Here is a 4505-nt window from a genome sequence, read left to right as displayed (position 1 = left end):
CGGCGCCGCCTGGTAGCCCTGGGATCCCACCGCCAAAAGCTGCTGCAGCGGGTGAACCGCCCTGGGCTGGCCCAGGGTGCGCAGCGTTGCCTGCACAAAGCCGGTGGCATTGGCAATCGGGGCCCGCTCCGGAAAGTCGTAAAACAGGGGCAACGTCTGCCACAAAAAATCCGGCTCGACAAAATGGCCGGGATGCAGCAGGAGCAGATATTCTCCCTGGAGCTGGCCGGATCCCAGCATGTAGGCTAGGGGATCGGTCGTGGGGCTTGGGCAAGACCAGTACTCGCAGGGGATGGCCCGCGCCACTTTAGCCATCTCCGCATCTTCCACCCGATCCACAATATGGACAAACAGCCGCTCCCAGGGGTAATCCAGGCGCAGGGCCGAGAGCACCGTCTGCCGGGTCGCTTCCACGGAATCCCGCTGGCGCAGCACCAGCACGTCCACCCGCGGCAGTTGAAAAAACGCCCGCCGCAGCACCTCGGGCGCGGGCACCCCCTCCTGCGGCACCTGGGGATAGCGGCTGAGGATAAAGCCCACCGCCGCCAGCCAAACGTACAGCTCTGCCCCCCAAAACAGAAGGGATCCCAGACCGGTCAGCCCCTCGCTGATGCGCCAGTAGAGGTACGCCACCCCAGCGATAAGGTGGAGCAACCCCACTCCCCGAAACAAGTACACCCGCACAGCCCTGGATCTCACAGGCGCTCCACACAGGATTGGGATTGGGCCAAGCCAGGATCCCCCCTTTGCCCAGCTGCAGGCTGAGGAATGGAACCAGTTGAGCTGTCTTGCCCAGTTGCCCAGCCAGAACGGGAAGCTCACTGCCTATTGGGCAGCCGCCTCAACCGGGTAGACGCTCACCTTTTTCCGCCACTTGCCGTAGCGCTCAAAGGTAACAATGCCGGTGGCCACCGCAAACAAGGTGTCGTCGCCGCCGCGGCGCACGTTCACCCCTGGATGAAACTTGGTGCCCCGCTGTCTCACCAAAATGTAGCCAGGGTGCACCAGCTCGCCGCCAAAGCACTTCACCCCCAGCCGCTTGGCATTGGAGTCGCGACCGTTGCGGGTACTGCCGGTTCCTTTCTTGTGAGCCATAACGCCTCCTCTGCAACTGTGTCGTCGCCAAAGATAAGTTGGGATCCTGAGTTTAGGATCTATTCCTCCGCCGCTGGGATCCCTGTGGTGTCAGTGGTCGCCTCAGAAGTGGATGGCGGAGCAGACTGGGCCGTGGCCAGGGTTGTGCCGTTGAGTTCGATGGACTCGATCAGCACGCGGGTGAGCGGCTGCCGGTGTCCTCTCTTTTTGCGGGTTCCCTTCTTCGGCCTCATCTTGTAGACGATGATTTTGTTGCCGCGGCGGTGCTGCAAGACCCGTGCCCTGACCACTGCCTCGGGAACATACGGATGCCCTAGCGTCACCTGTCCCTCGTGGTTGATTAACAACACCTGGGACAGGGCCAAGGGGCTGTTTTCCTCTGTGCCGGGCAGGCGATCGACGTCGTAAAAGCGCCCTGGCTCTACCCAAAGCTGCTTGCCACTGGTTTCCACAATTGCGTAGGTCATGCCTTTTCCTTGCCGTACAGGTGCCCCTAGGGGTCTTGCAACCTGATCCGAGCATTGACAGCGATTTTTAATCCTAGCGGAAAAACCTGCCCTCTGTCAGCTAGGGCTATTCCCTCACCCCCATCCCCTCTCCCTTTGGGAGAGGGGAGTTGGAGCATCATTCGGTCAGCTTTTCCCAGGCGGCCTGGAGGGCAGCTTGCATGCGCTGGGCGGCGCGGCTAAGGCGCTGCTGCCAGGTTGTCCATTTTTGCTGCAAAAACTCTGCCGCCTCATCGAGCAGGGAGAGGTCGAACTTGCCCCCTTTGGCCAGCTCGTCCCGCACTTGCTTGACCTTGACGCGCACCACCTCCGGCGGATCCTGGGGGCCGACCAGGGATTTGAGGCGATTCCCCATGCGCTGGATGAGCTGCTTGACTTGGCGAGACTTTTCGCTCCAAAAGTTCTTTAGGCCCTCAGTTTCTGATTTGAGGCGCTGCGGCGCATCTTCCTTGACCACCACGGCATCTACGTCGATGGCCTCTACATCCTCCGGCAACAGGACGGCGCGCCCTCCCCAGGGCTCGGCGATGCTGCCCCCCAGGATGTAGGCGGCAATCGTTCCGGTTTCCCAATCGAAGAGAAAATCCTCGATCCAGCCCACCGGCTGATCCCCAATACGCACGGTTCGCCGGTAGAGGGAGCTAAGCGGCGTTGCCGGAGTGGCGAAGACGGTGGAGTAGGTCAGCAGCGCGTCCGGCCCGATGAGAGAGATTTGCTCCAGGGGGGTGTAGCCCTGCTGGCTGGTGAAGTAGCAGACCCGCCCTTGTCCATCGACCCAGATTTCTTCGACAGTGCCCAGGGCCGTGGCAGTGCTGCTATCCAGGGCCAGCAGGCCCACCACTTGGCTGCGTCGGACGACTTGTTCCATAGAGAAGTTCTCCTGACTTGCGGGATTTAAGGGAGATGGAGGCTTGGGCTGCTTAGCCTCCGCGGTAGTAGTGTAGCTGCGCCCTGAGGCGGGCAATTTCCTGGGCCATATCCAAAACCATGGCCGCCCCAACCCAGTTGAGGCCCAAGTCCCGATGCAGGCGGATCATCTGCAGCAGGCGCCGCAGTTGTTGGGGGGTGAGGTAGCTGCTTTGCGCTTCCACCAGCCCCTGCAACAGCAGCCACTCCAGCAGGTGGGTCGGGATCCCGGCTACTTCACTGGCCTGCTCAAAGGTGTAGAGCCGTTCTTCTACCCGCACAATGGCCAAGCTCATAGCCTCACCTCCTGCAAGTAGGCGCGGGGATCCCAGCTCCGATTTTGCCGCAGCTTCTCGTAGAGATCCCGCTCAGTGGGGGAGAGGGATTTGGGCGTGACAACCTTCAGCCGCACCAGCAGGTCGCCCCGCTGCCCTTGGGGATCCCGCCAGCCCTGGCCGCGCAGCCGCAGGGTCTGGCCGCTATCCACGCCGGCGGGGATCTTCAGTTGCACCCGACCGGTGGGGGTGGGGACTTCCGCTGTGCCGCCCAAAACCGCCTCGTCAGGGGTGATGGGCAGCTCGCAGAGCAGGTTGTCGCCGTCGAAGCGGAAGAAGGGGTGCGGGGGCAGCTCCAGGGTGAGGTAGAGATCCCCCCTCGGCCCGCCAAAGGGGCTATATTGGCCTTTACCCTTGACGCGGATGCGGCTGCCCGGTTTGGCGCCGGGAGGAATGCGGATGGTGAGGGTTTCGCCATCCACGCTCAGCCGCTTTTGGGTGCCGTGGAAGGCCTCTGCCCAGGTGAGGCCCAGCGTGGCTTCTACGTCTTGCCCTGGCAGATCCACCGAGACAAACGGCCCAAACCCCGTGGTGAAGCCCTGGAAGCCGCCGCGGCGGGATCCCATGCGGCCCAGCAGCTCGTTGATGAAGTCCTCGAAGCTGGCGTACTGGGCAAATCCCTCCATGCCCGGCCCCGCCGCCGCGCCGCTGCCCACCCGTTGCCAGTACTGGCCAAACTGGTCGTAGCGCCGCCGCTTGTCGGGATCCGAGAGCACCTCGTAGGCTTCGTTGATCTGCTTGAAGCGCTCCTCGGCCGCCTTGTTGCCGGGGTTGACGTCGGGGTGATACTGGCGAGCCAGCTTGCGATAGGCGCGCTTGATCTCCTCTAAAGAGGCATCTCGGCTGACGCCCAGGATCTGGTAGTAGTCCTTGAAATCGCTCGCAGCCATAAGCTCACCCCTACGAAATCAGGTTAAGGCTTTTAGGATACCTTCAGGCTAGAGGTGCAATCGGAAAACCCAGAGCGAGGGAGAAACACTTAGCTCTGTCCTTGCCCCTGAGAGCACTCCCCTAGGGTTTGCGCCTGGAGAAAATCCCGTTGTCGTCTCTTGTGAAAACTTGTTTGACCTTTTCCCAAGCCTTGAGCAGCGCCTGGGTGACCGGGCTGCCCTCTGCCTTGGCCTGGTTATAGGCTTCCACAAAGGTTTGCTGGGCTTCTTCTGAGAGATCGGCGCGGATCTCGGGGGAGATGGTTTCGGGAGTCAGGGATCCCTCTGGCTCGCTGGGCAAGTTCAAGTCGGCAGTGGCCACCTCTTCGCCGCCGGCACTTTGCAGCAGCAAGTAGATTTCGCCCGCTTTTTCCTCCGGCACCTGCACCACCAACAGGAATTCGCCCGCCTGCACCCGCGTCTGGTAGATGGCGGCCTTCTCCTGTGGCATGCCCAGGGCAATGAGGGCGGATCCCAGCCCCGCTCCCAGCGCCCCGTAGAGAGCGCCACCGGTTGCCCCCAGCAGCGCCGCTCCTAGTGGCCCGGCGGCCACCACCGCCCCCAAAAAGGGAATAAACAGCACCCCTACCCCCGTGAGGAGCCCCAGCAGCGATCCAAACAGGGATCCGTAGATGGCGCCGCTGGTCAAGCCATCGAGAACCACATCTTTGCGAGTGATAAAGCCACTAATTTTGGCTTCCGTTTGAAAGTTGCGGCCAATGATGGAGATGCGG

Annotated in this window: 6 protein-coding genes and 1 pseudogene; all 7 read right to left on the bottom strand. The window is 62.1% G+C overall.

Annotated features, from left to right (window positions below):
- A pseudogene (locus tag NW809_RS10955) lies at positions 1–699 on the bottom strand (cellulose synthase); the annotation flags it as partial.
- A gap of 126 nt (positions 700–825) precedes the next feature.
- Positions 826–1095 carry a 50S ribosomal protein L27 gene (rpmA, locus tag NW809_RS10950; RefSeq protein WP_011430865.1) on the bottom strand — a complete coding sequence of 90 codons (270 nt, stop codon included), beginning with the start codon at positions 1093–1095 and terminating at the stop codon, positions 826–828.
- A gap of 59 nt (positions 1096–1154) precedes the next feature.
- On the bottom strand, positions 1155–1562 hold the full coding sequence (gene rplU / locus NW809_RS10945) for a 50S ribosomal protein L21 (RefSeq protein ID WP_011430866.1): 408 nt from the start codon (positions 1560–1562) through the stop codon (positions 1155–1157).
- 157 nt (positions 1563–1719) lie between these two features.
- Complete coding sequence (locus NW809_RS10940; RefSeq protein ID WP_414402132.1) at positions 1720–2469, bottom strand: photosystem reaction center subunit H; 750 nt, start codon at positions 2467–2469, stop codon at positions 1720–1722.
- Between the two features lie 52 nt (positions 2470–2521).
- A complete protein-coding gene (locus NW809_RS10935; protein ID WP_011430868.1) occupies positions 2522–2803 on the bottom strand; it encodes a chaperone modulator CbpM in 282 nt (93 codons plus the stop codon).
- Positions 2800–3732: a DnaJ C-terminal domain-containing protein gene (locus NW809_RS10930; RefSeq protein ID WP_011430869.1), complete on the bottom strand. Its 933-nt coding sequence runs from the start codon at positions 3730–3732 to the stop codon at positions 2800–2802. Before NW809_RS10930 ends, NW809_RS10935 begins: the two co-directional genes overlap by 4 nt.
- A 121-nt stretch (positions 3733–3853) precedes the next feature.
- On the bottom strand, positions 3854–4505 hold a 652-nt coding region (locus NW809_RS10925; RefSeq protein WP_414402131.1), incomplete at its 5' end, for a ChaB family protein.

The sequence above is a fragment of the Synechococcus sp. WC101 genome, from assembly GCF_047461555.1.
In the GTDB taxonomy this organism is placed as follows: domain Bacteria; phylum Cyanobacteriota; class Cyanobacteriia; order Thermostichales; family Thermostichaceae; genus Thermostichus.
The sequence above is the reverse complement of the archived record's forward strand: the minus strand, read 5'-3'. Positions and strand labels throughout refer to the sequence as shown.